We start from the raw sequence: 18,246 nt of genomic DNA on the forward strand, positions 1-18,246 counted from the left end.
GCCGGTGGCCGCGGCGTGAATGACCGCGGGATGGCCGGCGAGACTGTCCGGTGATGCGAGGGCCTGCTCGTATGTGATGCGTCCCTGGGCGATGAGCCGGCCGCGGAAGTAGTCGAAGCACCGATCGCGGCAGATCCGCGCGCCAGCCGCCTGGGCGTTGGTGAGTCATGTCCGTTGCATGATGTAGGTCTCGAGGACCGCGGCGGCCATCCCGGCGTCGTCGACGGTGACGACGATCGAGCGGCCGTCGCTGCGTACGACCTCGAGGCCAGGTCCGCGGTGGGTGACGATGCCCCACCGTCCCTTACGGTTCGGGCCGATCGCCCATCGGATTCCCCAGCCGCCGAAGTCGGCCATGGGGTCGATCTGGACGACTCCCGCCTTCGCCAGAGATCCGGCGGGGATGCTGAGCCGCGGCCAGCCGAGCGCCGATCGGACGATGAATCCGCGCGGTCCCGCGGTGACGACGAACTGCGCCGTGACCAGGAGCACCACCAGCAGCAGTGCCGGCGAGAGAAAGATCGGCCAGACCTTCCCGCCGACGGTAAGAAGCAGGAGCACTCCGAACACGATGAGCGCCGCGGCCACGCCGGCGATGAGGGAGACGAACCAGGCGGGGAGATCGACCTTCCCGGTCCATCCCGCGACTTCGCCCGGTCGGATCGGCAGCCTGTTGGCAGCCTCGACGCCGGTGCTCGCCGGCGCCTCGCGCGGCAGCAGCCACCAGGTGGAAAACGCAGCGGCGATCGCGAGGACGCCCCCGACGCCGAGCGGCAGGGCCGGTGCGAGCCGTGAGGCGTTGAACACGACCGAGCCGACACCCATGCCGAGGGCGTGGAAGACGGTGATCCCCATCGCGATCGCCGGCATCCAGGGGTTCATCCCTATCATCCGCGTCGCGCGGACGATGAAGAAGCCGATGAACGCGATAACCGGGAATCCGATCGCGGCGACCATGACCGCGTAGGTCCACCATGGTCCGGTCCGGTCGGGGCCGGCGCCCCAATGGACGATGAGCCGCGGGCTGCCCGTGGCGCCGACGCCGATGATCACCGCTTCGGACGCGATGACGATCGCGAGCGGCATCGCGATCGCCGCGACGAGCCCGGCCCGCCGCGCGGTGGCGTGGTCGACGATGCGACCGGTCATGATTCGTATTCCTCTCGGACGAGGGCCAGCAGGGTGCCGATCGGGATTCCCGCGCTCTTCGCCTCCGCAGCGGCCCGCGCGACCGCGTCGCGAACCCGGCCGGCGGTCGGCGTGCCGACGACGACGGCGCCACGACCCCGACGTAGTTCGATCTGGCCCCCGTCACGGAGTCCCTGATAGGCGCGCAGCACCGTGTGGACGTTCACCCCGAGCGATTCCGCGAGTTCCCTTGCCGCCGGTAGTCGCGCCCCGGTCGCGATCGTCCCCGTCGCGATCTGGGTGGTGATCGACGCTTCGATCTGGGCGAACACGGGAGTCGTCGCCGTCGGGTCGATAAGCACGAACATAGACTTATGCTAGTTCAGATAGAACTACTCTGCTATAAAGGTGCGTGGTTGTCGTTGTCGCATGGCTCAGGAGTGGGGTGCTGATGGGGTTGTCATCGTGAGCGGCGTTCTCGCCTGGGTGGCGGGTTCCGGCATCGTGCAGGGGCTGATCATCGGTGCCACGTTGGCGTTTCTGACGACGGTCCTGATTTTGGATGTCGTGGCGAAGGCCGAGACGAGGACCGTCCACGGCTGGAGTGCGATCCGTAAGGTCGGTCAGCCCGGAAACGGAGTGCTGGTGCGTGCCGCACTGCAGAAGGCCCTGCCGGTTGTCAACGTGTTCGAAGAGGCTGCCTACTGGACGGCGAGCAAGGATGGTGCGGGAAAGCGTCTCAGTGGCGAGCGCGCCTATCGTCTGCACTTCCCGGCCGGTCAGCTTCCACCTGGCGACGCCTTCTGGTCGCTCACTGCGACGGACGCCGTCGGCTACATGGTCAGCAGCCCGACCGGCCGGTCGAGCGTGGACGACCACTCCGGTCTCGTGAAGAACGCCGACGGCTCGGTCGACATTCTGCTGCAGTCGCATGAGCCGCCCGGTGGGGCACAGAACTGGCTGGCGACGCCGCCGGGCCATTTCAAGCTCATGCTCCGCGCCTACCTGCCCGGAGCCGCCATCCTGGATGGCAACTACGAGGTTCCGCCGCTGGTCGAGGTGCGGTCATGAATCGCCTGATCCTCAAACATGGCATCCCCGTCACGTTCGTCATCCTCGCGATTTTCGCGTGGGTGATCTACACAAGGATCGCCGGCGGGGGCGTGGACGCGACCATCCTGCTCGCCGTGACGGCTCTGTCCGTCTGGGTGCTCGGAGTGTTCGTCTTCATCTACTTCTGGCCGTGGATCACGGTCAACGGCTTCCGCCGAATCCTCGTCAAACATGGGCTGGGCGGCGGCCCGATCCCGGTGAACACGCTTTACGCCGTGCCGGACAGCCCGTCGCACTCCGCATCCACCAGCAGCGTCATGGCGACCGGCACCGATGACGTCCTCTACCTCGGCGGCTGGCTTGACCTGAAAGCCGGACCACGGGTGCTGCACGTGCCCGAAATGAACGGCCGCTACTACAGCGTGCAGTTCACCGAGCCGAGCAGCGGTGCCAACTTCGCCTATGTCGGCAAACGGACCACCGGAACCGCCACCCGCGACTTCCTCCTCTGCGAAGCCGGGTGGAGCGGCGCTACGCCACACGGCATGACCCGGATCAACGTGCCGCATCACGCTGCCCTGCTCATCGGCCGGGTGTTCGCCGCCGACGAAAACGACCGACGCACGGCATACTCGCTCGCGAAGCAGATCCAGCTCACACCACTGAAACCCCAGCGTGAGCGGTAGCGCGGGCCGATCAACACGACGAGCCGCTTCATCGCCGAAAGAACGCGCCGGAAACGCTTGCTACCGGCGCGCCCGCGACGCGCAACTTGCACGCGAGACATCCGCTCTTCGGCACGAGCGCGGGCCGAGCCGCAAGCCGACCCGCCAGGGTAGTGCGCGGAGCGTGACGATCGCAGGCACGCCGCGGTGCTCCGGTCGCGGCATGACCACGCGCGGCCGCCGCGCACTCCAGTGCGGATTCGATTGCCTTCGTCTGGCAGTCGAATGCCTGGTCAGGCCAGCAGATTGAGGAGGTCGTCGGCGAGGGGGATCCGGCGTTCGGTATCGTCGGCCAGTGCGACGATGACCAGGCTCAGGCCGGGTTCGGGCATTCGGGCCAGCTGCGCTCGCAGGCTCGGCCAGCCGCCACCGTGACGGTAGACCAGCCGCCCAGCGTGTGTCCGCACACCCATTCCCCAGGCGTAGTCCACCGGTGTGCCGTCGTCGAGCGTTCCGGGCGTCTGCATCAGTTCGGAGATGCCGAGCCGGTCGGTGTTGAGCGCCTCGGCCCAGCGCAGCAGGTCCGCCGGTGTGCTCCAGGCTCCGCCGTCCCCGCAGGACAGCGGGGCCGGACGGGGGCTGGCCAGCGGCGCCGCGCCGGGCGGTGCCGGTTCGGGCCCGGTCCAGAAGCAGGTCTGGTACATCCCCAGCGGGTCGAACAGGTGGTCGCGGGCGAAACGCGGCAGCGGCTGTCCGGCCGCCCTTTGCACGACCGTGGCGAGGCAGGCGCATCCGGCGTTGGAGTAGGTGTACCCGGTGCCGGGCGGGCGCGTCGAGCACCCGATGACCGGTGTGGTCGGTGCCGCCGGCCTCGGCCATGACCGCATCCAGCTGGGTATCCAGCGGTAGCCCCGCGGTGTGGTGCACGAGGTGGCGCAGCCGCACGGTATCCGCCCACGCGGGCAGGTCGGGTAACCAACGGGACAGGGGCCCGTCGAGGTCCAGCACACCGCGTTGGACCACCAGCGCTGCGCACGCCGCCGCCATCTGCTTGGACAGCGGTCCGAGCACACCGGCAGCCACCGCTCGTCGCCGCACGGTTGGCCGTCCCCATCGATCAGGCATTCGTAAACCTGGTGACCGCCATACCGTGCGGTGTCGCAGCCGCATTCGACCCAGTACAGCCGCTTCCGACCGCCACCGTGGATGTACTCGTGTCCGCGGCGACAGTGGGTGGCAGAGACCGGATTAAAAAAAGTACAAACCGGTCCCTTCGATGACGTCAATCCGCACCAGCTCGGTTCCGTCGGGCTGCGGCGGGATGTCGCTCATCCAGTCAACGTATCCAAGAGGTACGACTCCACGAAGATCGTGAGATTGCGTGCGCTGTATTCGGCACGAGTGTGCGCCGGCGGTGCCGAGCCGCGGCCACGGAGCGTGACGACCTCCGGGTTGGCCACCGCGCGAGATCGCGGCAGATCAGCTCACGTGATCTTGGCAATGGGTTTCACTGTGGAACCTCGACGCCGGTGCTGGTGGAGGCGGGAGGGACACTCCATCGGTGGATCTAGAGCCGCTCGTCTATTACCAGCATCCGCACACCAAGCCGAGCACGAACGGTGTCAACGAACTCGTCGGTGAGCGGACCGGGCCAGTTCACGAAGCTGACCGCGAGATTTCCGACCGCTGTTGACGCCCCGCGCCAGTCACCGAGTGGTCGCGCCTTCCCGCAGGCCTCGCAGGCCACGGTAGGCTCGCCGGTCTCCCCCCATGCCTCGCCGAATTCGAACAGTTGCTCCAGCACCGCTTCTATGTCTTCGACGCTGTCGATGCTGGGACTGTGGCCGCAGCTTGCGCACTCGAGTGGTTGCCATGCCTCCCCGGCGTCGTACCGCTGCCGGCCGACGTGAATCTCCACCGTACCGAAGGGTGCGTTCTCGTCGGGAGCGCTCACCGCGGTTGCCCAGCGCGGGCCGGGAACGTAATGGCCCTGCCTGTCCGGGCTGTCGCCGACCACCTCCGTGGCGAGCAGCCATTGCCGTAGCGCGCCTGCGGCGCTACCGGCCGCCTCGACGTTCGTTGATAGGTCGATCAAGTGCTGGATGTGGTCGCTCATCGGGTACCTCCGCGGCAAGCCTGCCAGGCTTAAGACGTCGGCGCAGGCCCCCGTGCGTTCGGTATGAGATGGCCTCCAGCCCCAGGGCCGTGAGATGGCTCCTCCCAACCATGCTGCTGCGGCGACCCATCCACAGCGTTGCCCGTGCCAGGAACCGTCCGCGATTTTGTGGTGAGCCGGTGATCCGAGAAGCTGGGGCGATCTCCGGGGGTCAGCGCACGTGATGGCGCGCGACCATGATCGGATGCGCGCTCATCGCCTACGAGAGCGCACCCGGTTCGTAGATCAGGCCGCCGTTGCGACGTTCGGAGGTGGCCGGCGAACCCCTGCGGCACCCGATCCCCTGTTCGCGGAGGCGTTCGCCATCGCCCGCAACGGTGGCCTCCTCGCCGTGCCGCACGCCGGTGAACTGACCGGTGCGCAGTCGGTCCGTGACGCGCTCGAGGTGCTCGGCGCCGACCGGATCATGCACGGTGTTGCGGCGGTCGCCGACCCGGGGCTGCTTGACCGCCTGGCGGCCGGCAACGTCGCGCTGGACGTCTGCCCCACCAGCAACGTTATGCTCTCCGTCGTCCCCTCGATCACCCGGCATCCCCTTCCGGCCCTGCTCGCCCGGGGCGTGCCCTGCAGCATCAACGCCGACGACCCGCTGCTGTTCGACACGGATCTGCTCACCGAGTACGCCCGTGTGCGGGATCACCTCGGCCTCACCGCCGCGCAACTGGCCGATTGCGCGCGAACCTCGCTACGTCACAGCGGGGCACCCCACGGCCTGATCGAGTCGGCCCTGGCGGGCGCCGACGCGTGGCTGCAGCACGCCACGGCATGACGGCGGAGGCGAGGCATCCTCAACGCGACGACGGGACGCAGCTTCTTGTGCCGCATGGCGGCATGGGCGACGCTGGCGGCGTCCGCGGCGTCGGTCTTGCGGGTGCCGCCGGTGTCCAGCAGCCGAGCGCGAGCCGCGAGCGTGGCCGGGACGTCGACGACGTCCTCGTCGGCGAGGAGCTGGGCGATGCCGCGGCCGAGGCCGGCGGCGCCTTCGACCGCGAAGCGGCGCTCGGGCCAGCGAGCGGTCCAGCCGGTCAGCGTCGTGTAGGCGGCGGTGTTGATAGCGATCTGGCGGGTCGCCAGCGTGCGGCCGGTCTGGTCGAGGGCGACGGCGGTCAGGGAGGACTTGTGCGGGTCGATGCCGATGGTGATCACAGCGCGTTGGGTTCCTTCCGCCAATCAGGATGGGGATCGCCGTGGCGGGCAGCCTGACTTGGGGAATTCGTTGCGCACGCCTCTGTTGAGCCACACCACGGCCGGGCGCCGGTCAGCGGTGGCACGCTCTGGATGAGCCAGCCCGAAGCGGCAAGGGGTATGCGAGCCAGTGCCAACCGGCGCCCTGACGCTACGGGCTGCGGACCCAAGCGTCTGACTCCAGTAGACAAGTCAGGGGTTTGCCCAGCTCGAAGTAGCGTTGCCCTCCTCGCCGATCGTCCACAGTGTAGGAACGAGGAGCTGCTGGTACGCCGCTCCAACAGGCGCTGACGGCCGACGTCGACCACGGATGCCAACGCCGGAGCCGCCCGGCGAGCGACCAGCGGCTACTTGTGCGGAAACGTGATCACGCAATCCTGGCGGTAGAGGACGCCGCGTGACTGGGCCATCGGCGGCAGGTAGGCGCTTCTTGTCGTCGCCCATCGCGACCGGGCGGTCGGCCGAGACGGTGGACGACGCCATCATCTACGCCCATCCCGCAGGTCTCGGCGTCCTGGCTGCGATCGAGACTGTCCACAGGTGGGCAGTGCTGCCCGACCACGTCCGCTCGGCAGCGCGCTGCACGGTCATCAACCCGATTCTCGAACGGGCCAGCCGCATCGCGATCACAGCGACGGCTGTATGCGACGCCGGGCCATGCCACTCCGAGGCTGAGCCGCCTGCGCCTCTACACCCGTTGGGTGACACGAGAAGCGGCGCGCGATGGCGCAGGGCGAGCACTCCGCCGCGTTCGCGCCTCGCAGGGTGCGCATCTCGATGGCCCAGCGGTGTTTAACCCGCTTGCTGGCGGCCTTGCTCGGGTCTGGTGATCAGTTTGCCGGCGTGCCGGCGGATCGTGAACCCGAGGAAGTCGAAGCCTTCATCGAGTGTCACGATGCGGGTCTTGTCCTCGTTGAAAGACAGTCCCCGCGGCGCCAGCCATTCGGCCATGCGGGCCTTGACCTGTTCGGCCTGTTGCCGGGTGTGGCACAGGGCGACCATGTCATCGGCGTAGACCACCAGGGCCGGGCAGCCTCGTTTCGTGCGAGCCGGATCGCTCGCCTCGTAACGGACTCCGGCCGCTTCCTCCAGCCCGTGCAGCGCGACATTCAGCAGTAGGGGCGAAATCACCCCACCTAATGAACAGTGCTGGGTTATGCGCAGTGCTGGACTGTGGGCCTGGTGAGGGCGGTGTCGGGGTCGAGCGCTGCGCATAATGCGCCCACGATTCTGATCACGTGGGTTGGCATTGTGCCGGCCCTGGATGATCGGATGTCGGCTGCGATCGCGACTGTGCCTGCACTGGTGTCGGGCTGGACGCGGAGTGGGCCAGCAGCCGACCATCCTGGCCGAACAGGTTGGGTGTTGGCGGGCGTGAGACCGCCGGTGGAGGCGTACCGGATGTGCGCGATGAACGTGGCCGCGCGCAGGTCGCGGGCTCCTGGGCGAAGGCCGGATCCTGACAGGCGGCGATCGGCGCCTTGTGAATCTCCGGCCGGCCGTCGTGGCCGACGACGCCGTCCGGCCCGCGGCGGCTCCGCACGGCCAGGCGGTCGGAGGCGTCGAGCAGCCAGAAGGTCCCCTGCACCCGCTGCGGCACGGCGCTCATGCCGAACAACCGGCAGGTTTGAAGCCTCCTACAAAAGGTAGGCCCATTTGGACCGAGATGTGAACACCGTCGCTGTACGGAAACAAATTTCAGCGAGGATATGCTCGCCGTTGTACTGACCGAGCCCATTCGTTGGGGCCGACGGAGTCTTGATGGTGCTGTTCCCGACCAGAAAAGGAGCAGCATTCATGACGCTTCGGAAGCGCTGGATTGCCAGCGGGGCGGCCGTCGCCATCACGGCGGCGAGTATCGGTGCGCTCAGCGGCGGCACCGCCGATGCGAAGGACAGGCTCGACTGGTCGTCCATTCCCGCCAACGCCGACGCCCGGGGTGTTGCCGCGCCCAACGGGTTGTCACCCCAGCTACGGGAGTACATCGCGGCGCAGGGGTCGAACGCTGTGGAGAACCCGACGGCTCTGGTGAAGTACTTCGGGTACCTCAACGACGGCACCCTCATGCCGGACCCGGCCAACGGCTACGCCGAGGCGAGCAAGACCGAGCCGGACAAGAACACCTACCTGCGCCTGTCCAACCAGCACGGCGCCGACCCGCACTACAACTACGGCCGTAACTTCGTCTTCCAGGGACACGAGGGTGGCAAGGCCGGCTACATCACCCGGGTCAACCTCGACGCCGACCCGGCCCACCGCGTGACGCTGCTGGCCACGACGCTCGCGGACGGCTCGCCGATCCCGGCCATCGACGGCTCGACCTGGGACCCGTGGGCCCGGCGGCTGCTGTTCACCGTCGAGAACGGCAACAAGGGCGCCGTCCTGCAGGCGACGGCGGACGTCAACTCGACGGTCGAGGACATCTCCTCGGTCCTCGGCCGCGCCGGATACGAAGGCATCCAGAACGACTCAGCCGGCAACGTCTGGCTCGTCGAGGACAGCGGCGGCGCGTCGCCGTCGGGCAGCAAGGCGAAGAACCCGAACAGCTTCATCTACCGATTCGTGCCCAACGACCGCAACAACCTGAAGAAGGGCGGCCGGCTGGAGGCCCTGCAGGTCATCTCGAACCGCAGCCACGCCCCGATCGCCTTCCAGGCGATCGACGCCGCCCACCCGACGGGCGGCATCTTCACAGACGACCAGAAGGACCTCAGCTCGTACGGCAACACCTTCCAGACCAACTGGGTGACAGTCCACGACACCGCGACCGACCCGTCGGGGCAGCCCTTCGACGCGAACACCCTGGCGAAGGCGGCCCAGGCCACGCCGTTCAAGCGCCCGGAGAACGGTGTCTTCCGCCCGGGCACGGACTTCCGGGAGTTCTTCTTCACCGCGACCGGCGACACCAACGTGACCAGCGCCGCCAACGCCGGCTTCGGCGGCTGGGGCGGCCTGTTCCGGCTCAACCAGAGCGACCCGCGCTCCGACCACGGCCAGCTGCAGCTGTTCTTCGCCGGCGAGCAGACGCACACCGGCCTGGACAACATCGCGTTCGTCGACCGCGACCACGTGGCCTCGGTCGAGGACGCCGGCTCCACCCTGCACACCCAGCGCAACGCACTGGACTCGGCGTACCTCTTCGACGTGAAGGCAGACTACAGCCGGTCCGGCAGCGAGCCGGTGCGTTTCCTGGCCGAGGGCCGCGACGAGGCCGCCACGCTGGACGCCCTGCTCATCGGCTCACCGGGTTTCACCAACGAGGACGACAACGAGATCACCGGCATCCACGTCTCCAACGGCGACCCGGGCACGGACGGCCTCCTCGGCGCCCGGGACCCGAAGCCGTTCAAGGACGGCTGGCGCATCTTCTGGACCCAGCAGCACGGCCAGAACGTGCTGTGGGAGATCACGGACAACGGCAACGACTGAGTGACGCGAACGGACCGGCGGCCGGCGGGGAACCCCCCTGCCGGCCGCCACGCCATGCGGACTCAGGACTCGCGAAACCCGCGTGCCAGCAGATAGATGCCCCTGGGGCACCTCGAACTGGCCACCCGGAATCGACAGCGCCAGGCCGATGTGCAGGCCGGCGAGCTCCGCGGCGCTGCCGAGCGCCAGCAGGGCGGAGCCGGCCGCGCCCCACCAGGCCAGCGGGGCCGGGATCAGACCGCCACGGCGCGGGCTGGCTGTCGCGGGCGCGAGCGGCCTGGTTCGCGGACGACTACCTGTTTCCCGCCTACTCTCCGGTGTTGTTCGACGTACTGGTCGAGTCGTTGGCCGACGTGCCGATCGGCGCTCACGTCTCGTTTGCCGCCAACGACGCCGACGGCAGTTCGAACTGGGACTCGTCGCTGCTGCGCGATCTGGATCGGATCGACAGCGACGCCGGTCCATGGCTGCTACTGCGCCTGTTGACGCTGAGGACACCCTTCACGAAGACGGACGGGATGGCGCCGCTGCTCGCCTTCGTACGTGGCGTCGCGAACGTCGGCAACCCGGTGCACGGCGAGATCGCCTGGGGCAACCAACGGCAGGAGAGTGTCTTCGAGCTCGCGACCAGCACGAGGCCGGAGCAGACTCTCCCGTACGCCCGGCAGACGCTGCGCGGCTACTCCTGGCTCACCATCCTGCCGAGGAGATCGGCCAGCGCCTCGGCGGCCTCGACGCGCTGCGTTCCAGCGGCGCATTCGTCGAGGTCGAACACCTCGACGCGGGCGGCTTCTGGTGCCAGGCCACTGCGAGTATAGAGAAGTACGACTGGACCGCGGCCGAGAGAGTGTTCGAGGTCGTCGCCCCGGTACTGCCACCAGGACAGCCGAACATGTGGCGGGTATCGCAGCCGAACGCGTTTTCAGCCGCAACGCCGCACACCCATTGACGGACAATCCCGCTTCAGCCGGCTGCGTGGACGGTCAACCAGCGCACACCGACGGCGGTATGTGCGCGCAGCTGATCAGGCGGTTCTACGATGCGTTCGTGACCGGGAACCAAGCGCCGCTGTACTGGGATCCGATGCAGTACGTCAGCGCAGTATTCGCCGCGCAACCGCGTGACGGCCTGTGGACAGGCTCTGACGCGACGTTCCAGGGCAAGTGGGCGGAGCGCAACTGGCGCAACGCGCCCGGCCCGTTCTACGGCGCCATGACCGACAATTGCTGAGTCGGCCGACTGCACGCGCCGCGTCATGTGCTGTACGGCGATGATATCGACTTCGAGCAGGAGTTCCTCTGCCGACAGCCGCGCAACATTGAGGAGCTCCGCGCCGTCATCGCCGCCACCCAGGAGGATCCCTGGGCCGGCTGGGCCGGCGACGGCGACGTGCACTGGACGCCGGCTCTGGTCTGCCAGTGGTGGCGCGACCGCGCACGCCTCCGGAAGTGGATCACGACCACGAATCGGCGCTGGAGCGACTCGGACCGCGCCGACGAGCGAGAAGCAGCCAGCGGCCTGGTCGACTACCAGGCCTACCACTTTCTGGACAACCACATCGGTCCGGCCATCGGTGACCGGCTGCCCTCGCTGTAAGCGCGGACCGACGCTCGGCACCGATCCGCATCGCGGGGTTATGCAGGTAATCCTTGTCAAGGGTCCGGCGAAGTTGATCGTGGCTGGCCGTGATGCTATTCGTACCCGGACCAAAGTTGGCTCCGGCGCGGCGAAGGGGCAGTCGCGTCCGGGTGTGACTGGTCCAGTGTCGGCCGTTACGGCGAGCCCAGGCCGGCGTCGCGGGCGCGGGCCACGGCCGCGGCCCGGTCCGCGACCCGGAGTTTGGCGAACACGTTCGATACGTTGTTGCGTACCGTCTTCTCGGTGAGCCCGAGGCGGTAGGCGATCGTCGCGTTGTTCGCGCCGGTGGCCATGAGGGCGAGGATGTCGCGTTCGCGGCTGGTCAGATCGGGAAACGGAATCGGGGTGTGCTCGGCGCCGCCGGCGAAGAACTGGGTCAACCGGGCCGCGACGGCCGCACCGAAGATCGCCTCGCCGGACGCCACAACCAGGATTGAGCGCAGGATGGTCTCGGGTTCAGCGCCCTTGAGCACGTACCCGCGGGCGCCGGCGCGCATGGCGGCGAAGATGGATGCGTCCTCTTCCACCATGGTCAGCACCAGGACGGCGACATCGGGTACCGCCGAGACGATCTGTCGAGTGGCGTCTACCCCGTTGACGCCCGGCATCCGCAGGTCCATGACCACGACGTCGGGCCGTTGCGCCAGCGTGATGGAGACCGCTTCGTCGCCATCGGCGGCCAGGCCGACCAGTTCGGTGTCCGGGGAGTCGCTGATCAGCGAGCGTAGGCCCTCGCGGAACAGCGGGTGGTCGTCGGCGACCACCACGCGGACGGTCACGGCGCGGCCTCCGGCAGCGGGAATTCGGCGTGTACGAGGGTGCCGGACGGTTCCCGGCGACTCACGACACACCGGCCGCCGAGTTCGGCGGCCCGCTCGCGCATTGAGCTCAGCCCGATCCCGGCGCGGTACCCGTCGGGCAGGCCGGTGCCACCGTCCGCAATGGACAGTTCGAGCCGGCCGTTGACGGCGAGTTGGACGGAGACCGGTGATCCGGGGGCGTGCCGGGCGGCGTTGGTCAGCGCCTCGACCGCGATCCGGTACGCGGCGACCTCGACCGCGGCGGGCAATGCCGGCAGCTGGTCGGGGACGTCGATGTCGGCGGCGCCGAGCCGCATCGCCTGCTCGCGTACGGCGCCGGCGAGCCCGAGCTCGTCGAGGATCGGTGGGCGCAGATCGTAGACGATGCGCCGGATGTCGTCGACCGCCGCCTCGGTGGCGTGGCGGAGCGTGGCGAGCAGTTGCGCGGTCGCCTCGTCGGTGCTCGTGGCCCGCCGGGCGGTGTCGATGCCGAGCGCGATCCCGGCGAGGGTGGGGCCGAGACCGTCGTGCAGGTCGCGCCGTAGCCGTCGCCGTTCCTCCTCGCGCGCCGCGACCAGGCGTTGCCGGGAGGCCTGCAGGGCCTGGGTCAGCACGACCGCCCGGGCCGCCACCGCGACCTGCCTGGCCAGGCCGGACAGCAGCCGCCGCTCGTCCGGCAGCAGGTCGCTGTCGGTGCGGGTCTGGAGCACGAGGTGCCCGATCGTCTCGCCCGCGAACGGCAACGGCAGTCGCTCGGTGCTACCGGGTACCGCGCGCCCGTACGTGCCGAGGATCTCGCCGCCCGCCTCGATCACGACGTACCTGAGCCGGAGCGCTTCGGCGACGGTGCGGGCCGCGGCCGGAAGGATGTTCTCGGGCACGCCGGCCGCATCGAGCCGGTCGCCGAGCCTGGCGAACGCGGCTGCGGGGTCGTCGCGTAGCCCGTACACGAGTTGGTTGATCCGCCGTTGCGCCAGGTCGCGCAGCGGGAGCACGGCCAGCGCGGCGGCGCCGGCGGCGACGACCTGCGCGACCAGCCCGTCGACGAACAACCCCAGCGAGACGACGACCAGAACGTACACCGCGACCAGCACGACGCTCAGGAAACCGTAGACGAGCGTGCGGCTTAGCACCGCGCGGGTATCGAAGAGGCCGTGCCGGACGATCCCGACCCACGCCGCGAGGCCGAGGGCGATCGCCGCGCAGTTCTCGAGGATCGCGACCGACGCGGTGTTGCCGGTGGTGACGCCCGCGACGACACAGGTCACGTACGCGGCGGGCACCACGAACGAAACCCATGCGGCGGTTCGCAGAGCGGTCGCGTACGGTCCGGTGTCGCGCCGGGCGAACCGCCACAGCGAGACGCACGCGAACAGGCTCAGCGGTCCCAGCACCAGGATACTGATTACCAGGACGTTCGCCGCGGGTACGCCGATCGGGTTGTACACGCCGGGAACGTCGAGGGAGTCGGTGGACAGTGCCGCCCATACGAACAGGACGGCGAGTTCGATCGCGTAGACCCGGCCGAGCACCCGCCGCCGCCGCGTGTCCAGCCGCCGATCGGGGAACAGCAGGATGCCGAAGGTGGCGACCAGCGGCACCCCGACCAGTGCGAAGGGCATGTTCACGAGGTACAGCCAGGAAGCCAGCTGTAAGCGCCCGAGGTGCACCGCGACGTCGGACGCCGCACCCAGCCCGGACGCGACCGGTGTGGCGGTGCCGGAGATCAGGAAGAGCCAGCCGGTGCTGCTGCGCGGCCGGGTGCGCAGGATCGCCGCGCCGACGAACGCGACCGACAGGTAGATCGCGGCGATGACCGACAGCATGACCGACAGCCAGGTCAGCTGGCCGGTGCCGATGAGGGCGAGTCCCAGCACGGTGAACAGCACGGCCACGGTGATGGCGGCCACGCTGACGGGGCGTCGATTCGGGGTCATCACCGATGATTGTGCGTTGCGGCCCGCCGGCTGGGAAGCGCCCGCGACCAGGCCACGGTCGGCCTGGTCACGAGCGTTGCCGATAGTGTTCATGCGCTGACGGCGACCGGCTGCGGCGCTGGGGCGGCGGCGCCGGTCGGCAGGTCCCACGCGTCGTTCGGGGTACGGGCGATCCGGTACGCCACGGCCAGCGAACCGATGCCGATCACAACCCCGGAGGCGTAGTCGACGGCCGGGCTGACCGCGTGGCCGACCGTGTGCAGGACGACGTACAGGATGTAGAGCGCGCCGACCCACCACGCGGCGGCATGCGACCGCCACAACGCGATGCCCAGGATGGTCATGCCGACGATGTGGCCCAGGACGAAGGTGAGCACCAGGACGTTGAAGATGGGATCGGTCATGATCGCGTCGACGAGCGCCGCGGCACCCGCCCGGTCGGGCAGCTTCGAGCCTTCGTACAGCGCGAGTTGCACACCGCCGAGACTGATCAACCCGGCCAGCCAGGCCAGCGCGGACAGTCCACCGCCGAGGAAGGCGAGTTTCGGCGCGCCCCGGCGGGCCAGCCGCGCGGCGTAGATCATCGCGGGTACCAGGCAGATCAACGCCAGAAGCATCACATTCGACGCGGTGGCTACCCCCGAGTGCGCGACGTAGTCGCGGAACTGGTCCGCGGCCGGCGCCTCGTCGTTCTGAGTGACGACCAGCGGGATGGCGGCCGCCACGCCGCTGATCGAGAGCGTGACCACGGCTGCGGTCCGGGAAACGGTACGGATGTCCACGGTGTACTCCTGTTTTCGATGCTCGGTCGGACACCCCAACCATCGGCGGCCCGGCGTCCCGGGCGGCAGAGGTGCGTGTCCCGCCACCATCGGGAAACCACCGACAGTTCGTCCTCGACCCCGTACTGAGCGTGAAACCGGCGCGAACAACCAGGAACGGGCCGACCTAAGCATCGCAGCAAACCCTGACATCACCAGGTTCACCACGTGTCTGTCGAGCTCAGGACCCCCGGCGACCTGATCTCATCGGGCGGCACGAGCTCATCTTCGACGGGGCCTGCCGAGCCGCGTCAACATCCGGCACCGACCTACACGGGCGAACTCGATAGTCCTACGACCCACAGCTACCGAGGCCAATGCATGTCACCTTATCGACATGAGCGCGGAACCGGCCCCGTGTGTGCGGTGACGCTGTGTAGCGATCCGACTCGCAATGAGCGGAAGCGCGATCATGTAGTTGCCGGCGGTCCGACGGCGGGTCAGGTCGACGTTGAGGTGTGGAACGGCGTCCGATTGCCGCTACGATCGACGGATGCAAGATCCACCCGGCGGTCCGGCGTACTGGAATCCGGTTCCCGCACATCGATGCCGTGTTTGCCTCGCTGCCGGCGCATGATCTGCGGCCCAGACTGGAACATGTGTTCCGCGGCAAGTGGGAGGAGCGGAACTGGCGCAACGTGCCCGGCCCGTTCTATGGGGCGATGACGGACGACTGCTGGGTCGGCCGACAGACGGCGCCCAGGCACATCCTGTACGGCGACGACACCGAGTACGAGTCGGAGTTTCTGTACCGGCAGCCGCGCACAGTAACCGAGTTGCGCGACGTGCTCGCCGGCATGCGCCACGACCCTTGGGCCGGTTGGGCATGCGACGGTGACGCACATTGGACGCCCGACCTGGTGCGTGCATGGTGGCACGACCGCAGCCGCCTGCGCGAGTGGATCGTCCGCAAACAGCAGGAGTGGGGCAGCGAGGGACTTCCATCCGACGAGCACGTCGGGGCCGGCCTCACCGATTACCTGACCTACCTCGACAGTGGACTCGCCGACGATCTACGCTGCTACATCCGCTTCCTGGAGACCGGTCATGGCCCGATCGTCGACGACCGCCTACCGGCGTTGTAGCGAGCGCAGATTGTCAGCCGCTGACGACGACGCATCACGCAACACCCGACCGCCTCACGGCGCGGATCGCGGGAGTTGCGGATTCCCAGATCATGGCCAGTTTTCGGTCGAGGTGGAGTCGCGATGTGCTGCGGTGAGCATCTCGACAGCTCTCGAACCTGCTACAACCTTCCGGTGCGCAGTCGAACGTCCGAGCAGGCCGGCGGCAAGCCAGCCGGCACTGCCCGCATGTCCACCGGTTCCATCCTCGGCGGCTCATCGCGGGAGTGCTCACACACGGACTTGCGATCGGTTCCTTCTTCGCGTTCTGGCAGTCAGCGCGCGCTCAGGCACCCAGATGCTTCCCAGACGAAGACGGGGTCGCCGGAGTACTCATGTTGACCCTTGACCTTGATGTCGTCGGTTCCATCGCCGAGTGTTGTAACCCGGTGAAGCCGTAGGCGCGTGCCCGCGGTCAAGGCTCGATCGCGATCAGAGTGCCGCCGCGGGCAGCCGAAGGCGAACACGTTGCACGACCGTCACCGTGATGCAAGCATTGCGACATGACGTTCGACCGAAAGGACCATGCCGCGTAAGCGGCCGGGCGCGATCCGCGCCGCACACCGGGCTGCCGGTCACGCTATCCGCCAGTGGGCGCATGAAGGCGGCCCTATCGACCGGCTGTCTCCCGCCACGACCGCCGTCGTCCGCGCGGTCGAGCACAGTGGCCACCTCGACCGGGGCGCGCAGGACTGGGCGTTCTACGACCCCGACCCGTTCCACGAACACGCCCGTCCCGGACGTACCGCGGCTTTTCTTCGCAAGTACCGGGACTTCCTAGGCCAACCCGGCCGAAAGCTGCGGCTTGAAGCCTCGGAGTGCCCCTCCTGCCCCGGCTGCCAGTACGTCGACGCGGCGCTGGTGAGAGACGCACTGGAGGCCGTCACCCGCCTCCTGCCATCACCGGCACGCGCCGAAATGCGCCGGTTGCTGACTCGCCTCGACCACGACTTTCGACGCCGTACCTTGCCCGATTCCAGTCCCAAGGCAAGGTGGAATGGTGAACCACTGCCCTGGTGGCATCGCCGGACCTACCAGAACTGAGAACTTCCCCGGACTTCCCGACGCCTGAGATGCCAATTGGTAGAAAGAGGCTTTCCTCCGCTATCTCCGCCCGGCGGCGAGTCGTCCACGGCCGAGTATCAGGCGTGGCCAGGGCAACGGACAACGGCGCCCCTATATCTCTGCATGATCAGGTGAGCGCTCATTGGCAGGACAGGAAGCCGCGGCCGCCGCCGAGCCTGTCACTCGCTGTTACCAGCGGTGTCCTGCCGCCGCGCAACACCAGCGGCATGAGCGTGTGTCATGATCGCCGTCGATGCTGTTCAGACCTTGCAGTGCAGCCGGACGATGATGACGTCGTCGGGCAGGTGCTCCAAGTAGGCGGCCTTCTCCGCTCGCGTCCATGGTTCGCTGCGGTCGGTGCGGTGCGGACACGTGTCGAGGCTTTCGCAGGCGCCGTGTACGGGTAGGTGGTCCCGCTCGATCCACCAGCCGTCGAGGGTGAGCAGTTCGGACCTGCGCAGTGCGTCCTCGGCCTGCTGGGCCACGTACTCCTCGCGGGTCAGTGCGAACCACGGCAGCATGTCCGGCAGTTCGCGGACCACGCCCGCGGTGAAGAAGGGTGTGGCGCGGAGTCGTTGGATCAGTGGTTGTGCTCGGTACTGCTCCAGCGCGGGCGTCAAGTTGCTGTTTGGCACCAGAGGGTAGTCCTCGGGGTCTGCGCCGACGGGCATGTACCGAACATGGTTTTCCGGCAGCGTCCTGAAGTGTTCCAGCGGCAGGACGGCCGGCATTAGGTCGCGGAGCTGGTGGAACAGGTCCCAGAGCCGCCCGGCCGCGATCTTCGCTTCGGTGACAGGGCCGGCCAGGTCGAGCAGTCCTCTCGGGCCGCCCGCACACATACCGGCCAGGCTCGGCCGGGGTCCCTGCTCCCCGTGGGGCTGATCGTGGATGAGGCGCGGATCGTCCTGCATACCCGGTAGGGCCCGGAACCCGAAGCCGTCGGAGCCGCCCTGGATGGACCACCGTTCCCATTGGTCCCGCTCCGAGGCGAAGTCCCGGTACGCCTCGAACGGCGCCATCACCCTGTCGAGCGCCGCGACGACGTCCGCCGCCGCATCCGGCGGAAGGCACACGACGATACTCAGGCCGGCCAACCCTCACCCCTCCCCACCTCGACCCACGCACGCACGCAAGCACCGGCTTACCGGCGAACAGCGATTCGACGCCTGCCGTTCGCGCCGGCCCGGCGGCAAGGACAACCAGGCCCAGCACACGGCGAGCAGCG

At 68.4% G+C, this 18,246-nt stretch carries 19 protein-coding genes and 2 pseudogenes; 9 read left to right on the forward strand and 12 right to left on the reverse strand.

All coding sequences use genetic code 11. From position 1 onward, the window contains the following. Window positions 1-9 precede the first annotated feature (9 nt). The 3 genes and pseudogenes from ACPPVO_RS24325 to ACPPVO_RS24335 form a co-directional block, all read right to left on the reverse strand. Window positions 10-135: pseudogene (locus ACPPVO_RS24325) on the reverse strand (DUF4240 domain-containing protein); the annotation flags it as partial. 30 nt (window positions 136-165) lie between these two features. Further along, window positions 166-1,149 carry a hypothetical protein gene (locus tag ACPPVO_RS24330; protein WP_426513457.1) on the reverse strand — a complete coding sequence of 328 codons (984 nt, stop codon included), beginning with the start codon at window positions 1,147-1,149 and terminating at the stop codon, window positions 166-168. Continuing rightward, window positions 1,146-1,496, reverse strand: a complete 351-nt coding sequence (locus ACPPVO_RS24335) for a GntR family transcriptional regulator (protein ID WP_426513458.1) — start codon at window positions 1,494-1,496, stop codon at window positions 1,146-1,148. Before ACPPVO_RS24335 ends, ACPPVO_RS24330 begins: the two co-directional genes overlap by 4 nt. A 61-nt stretch (window positions 1,497-1,557) precedes the next feature. Here ACPPVO_RS24335 and ACPPVO_RS24340 point away from each other — a divergent pair, with 61 nt between their 5' ends. Both ACPPVO_RS24340 and ACPPVO_RS24345 read left to right on the forward strand, forming a co-directional pair. Next, entirely contained in the window at window positions 1,558-2,199 is a 642-nt protein-coding gene (locus ACPPVO_RS24340) for a DUF1214 domain-containing protein (RefSeq protein WP_426513459.1), read from the forward strand. Continuing rightward, window positions 2,196-2,867, forward strand: coding sequence for a DUF1254 domain-containing protein (locus tag ACPPVO_RS24345; protein WP_426513460.1), 672 nt, complete (start codon window positions 2,196-2,198; stop codon window positions 2,865-2,867). The genes ACPPVO_RS24340 and ACPPVO_RS24345 overlap by 4 nt, the downstream gene beginning before the upstream one ends. Before the next feature lie 272 nt (window positions 2,868-3,139). On the opposite strand, the gene ACPPVO_RS24350 is transcribed toward ACPPVO_RS24345, so the two are convergent. The 3 genes and pseudogenes from ACPPVO_RS24350 to ACPPVO_RS24360 all read right to left on the reverse strand — a co-directional run bounded on the left by ACPPVO_RS24350 (window position 3,140) and on the right by ACPPVO_RS24360 (window position 4,962). Continuing rightward, complete coding sequence (locus tag ACPPVO_RS24350) at window positions 3,140-3,733, reverse strand: serine hydrolase domain-containing protein (RefSeq protein ID WP_426513461.1); 594 nt, start codon at window positions 3,731-3,733, stop codon at window positions 3,140-3,142. 40 nt (window positions 3,734-3,773) lie between these two features. Next, window positions 3,774-4,016, reverse strand: a pseudogene (locus ACPPVO_RS24355) (serine hydrolase); the annotation flags it as partial. A gap of 397 nt (window positions 4,017-4,413) precedes the next feature. Next, a complete protein-coding gene (locus ACPPVO_RS24360; RefSeq protein WP_426513462.1) occupies window positions 4,414-4,962 on the reverse strand; it encodes a hypothetical protein in 549 nt (182 codons plus the stop codon). Between the two features lie 223 nt (window positions 4,963-5,185). On the opposite strand from ACPPVO_RS24360, the gene ACPPVO_RS24365 reads away from it, so the two are divergent. Beyond that, window positions 5,186-5,791: a hypothetical protein gene (locus ACPPVO_RS24365; protein ID WP_426514686.1), complete on the forward strand. Its 606-nt coding sequence runs from the start codon at window positions 5,186-5,188 to the stop codon at window positions 5,789-5,791. Here ACPPVO_RS24365 and ACPPVO_RS24370 read toward each other — a convergent pair. Together ACPPVO_RS24370 and ACPPVO_RS24375 are read right to left on the reverse strand one after the other, a co-directional pair. After that, window positions 5,713-6,168, reverse strand: coding sequence for an IS110 family transposase (locus ACPPVO_RS24370; protein ID WP_426513463.1), 456 nt, complete (start codon window positions 6,166-6,168; stop codon window positions 5,713-5,715). The genes ACPPVO_RS24365 and ACPPVO_RS24370 overlap by 79 nt on opposite strands. 831 nt (window positions 6,169-6,999) lie before the next feature. After that, window positions 7,000-7,338, reverse strand: a complete 339-nt coding sequence (locus ACPPVO_RS24375) for a reverse transcriptase domain-containing protein (protein ID WP_426513464.1) — start codon at window positions 7,336-7,338, stop codon at window positions 7,000-7,002. 666 nt (window positions 7,339-8,004) lie between these two features. Here ACPPVO_RS24375 and ACPPVO_RS24380 point away from each other — a divergent pair. The 4 genes from ACPPVO_RS24380 (at window position 8,005) to ACPPVO_RS24395 (ending at window position 11,232) form a co-directional block, all read left to right on the forward strand. Continuing rightward, window positions 8,005-9,636: an alkaline phosphatase PhoX gene (locus tag ACPPVO_RS24380; protein ID WP_426513465.1), complete on the forward strand. Its 1,632-nt coding sequence runs from the start codon at window positions 8,005-8,007 to the stop codon at window positions 9,634-9,636. Between the two features lie 320 nt (window positions 9,637-9,956). Next, window positions 9,957-10,454 carry a hypothetical protein gene (locus tag ACPPVO_RS24385; RefSeq protein ID WP_426513466.1) on the forward strand — a complete coding sequence of 166 codons (498 nt, stop codon included), beginning with the start codon at window positions 9,957-9,959 and terminating at the stop codon, window positions 10,452-10,454. 76 nt (window positions 10,455-10,530) lie between these two features. Then, window positions 10,531-10,866, forward strand: a complete 336-nt coding sequence (locus ACPPVO_RS24390; RefSeq protein ID WP_426513467.1) for a hypothetical protein — start codon at window positions 10,531-10,533, stop codon at window positions 10,864-10,866. A gap of 27 nt (window positions 10,867-10,893) precedes the next feature. Then, a complete protein-coding gene (locus ACPPVO_RS24395) occupies window positions 10,894-11,232 on the forward strand; it encodes a hypothetical protein (RefSeq protein ID WP_426513468.1) in 339 nt (112 codons plus the stop codon). Window positions 11,233-11,408: 176 nt separating this feature from the next. Here ACPPVO_RS24395 and ACPPVO_RS24400 read toward each other — a convergent pair whose 3' ends face one another. From ACPPVO_RS24400 to ACPPVO_RS24410, 3 genes are all read right to left on the reverse strand, one after another. Continuing rightward, window positions 11,409-12,053: a response regulator transcription factor gene (locus ACPPVO_RS24400; RefSeq protein WP_426513469.1), complete on the reverse strand. Its 645-nt coding sequence runs from the start codon at window positions 12,051-12,053 to the stop codon at window positions 11,409-11,411. After that, entirely contained in the window at window positions 12,050-13,900 is a 1,851-nt protein-coding gene (locus ACPPVO_RS24405) for a sensor histidine kinase (RefSeq protein WP_426514687.1), read from the reverse strand. The genes ACPPVO_RS24400 and ACPPVO_RS24405 overlap by 4 nt, the downstream gene beginning before the upstream one ends. A gap of 200 nt (window positions 13,901-14,100) precedes the next feature. Further along, a complete protein-coding gene (locus ACPPVO_RS24410) occupies window positions 14,101-14,997 on the reverse strand; it encodes a hypothetical protein (protein WP_426513470.1) in 897 nt (298 codons plus the stop codon). A 293-nt stretch (window positions 14,998-15,290) separates the two neighbouring features. On the opposite strand from ACPPVO_RS24410, the gene ACPPVO_RS24415 reads away from it, so the two are divergent. Then, window positions 15,291-15,917 (forward strand): hypothetical protein, encoded by a 627-nt coding sequence (locus ACPPVO_RS24415; RefSeq protein ID WP_426513471.1) that lies wholly within the window; start codon window positions 15,291-15,293, stop codon window positions 15,915-15,917. Between the two features lie 564 nt (window positions 15,918-16,481). Continuing rightward, entirely contained in the window at window positions 16,482-17,000 is a 519-nt protein-coding gene (locus tag ACPPVO_RS24420) for a hypothetical protein (RefSeq protein ID WP_426513472.1), read from the forward strand. 281 nt (window positions 17,001-17,281) lie between these two features. Here the strand turns inward: ACPPVO_RS24420 and ACPPVO_RS24425 are convergent, their stop codons facing one another. Next, window positions 17,282-18,040: a hypothetical protein gene (locus tag ACPPVO_RS24425; protein WP_426513473.1), complete on the reverse strand. Its 759-nt coding sequence runs from the start codon at window positions 18,038-18,040 to the stop codon at window positions 17,282-17,284. Window positions 18,041-18,246 lie beyond the last annotated feature (206 nt).

The organism is Dactylosporangium sp. McL0621 (genome assembly GCF_049995355.1).
Lineage (GTDB): Bacteria > Actinomycetota > Actinomycetes > Mycobacteriales > Micromonosporaceae > Dactylosporangium.